Below are 628 nucleotides of genomic sequence, written 5' to 3'. Positions count from 1 at the left end.
TCTCACCTTCGTTGATCGCAAACGTACGTTCACCATCATCAGAAATCAACGTGTAACAACGGCCAATAGAACCTTCTACTGTTTGTAGATGGTTTAAGTTCATGCGCGAAGAGGTGCGGCATAGGTAACGATATGCGAACGAGCCAACTTCGATGTTACGAGACATAACACCCAGTAGCACAGACGAGCTTCAATATCTACAATTGTTTGACCAACACCAACAATAATTGGGCGAAACAGTTTTGGTGTTTCCTTCATCTGGTTGATGAGTGGATCACGAGCGTGTGTAGGGAAGTAGTGCTTAGATTTGCGCTGTCCAGGAAATTTCATAAGAAAATTACAGTGAGAAAATTTTGCCGCATGATATCACAGATTTTTGTAATTTCTTTCATTTTTATTACATTCTCAACCACCTGCACATTGTATGAACAGGTGGTTGAACAAAACTAAACCGATCGCTTATTTTTCTGCATCAGTCAGTGTTGCTGGGTCAACATACGCCTTGGTACCCCATAGTGGCACGGTAGATAGGCTGTGTTTGAAACTGCCTTCAGTCTCTTTAGTGGTGTAAGACAAGTAGAGTAGGGTTTGGTTTTCTGCATCAAAAATACGTCTTACCTTCATGGTT

The 628-nt window shown here is 41.7% G+C and carries 1 protein-coding gene and 1 pseudogene; both read right to left on the bottom strand.

The features are described from left to right. Positions 1-330: pseudogene (locus KIV40_RS28285) on the bottom strand (inosine/guanosine kinase); the annotation flags it as partial. A 129-nt stretch (positions 331-459) separates the two neighbouring features. Beyond that, positions 460-628: CreA family protein (locus KIV40_RS28280; protein ID WP_285352530.1), on the bottom strand; the 169-nt coding region annotated here is incomplete at its 5' end.

It is taken from the genome of Vibrio sp. D173a, from assembly GCF_030248475.1.
The sequence above is the reverse complement of the archived record's forward strand: the minus strand, read 5'-3'. Positions and strand labels throughout refer to the sequence as shown.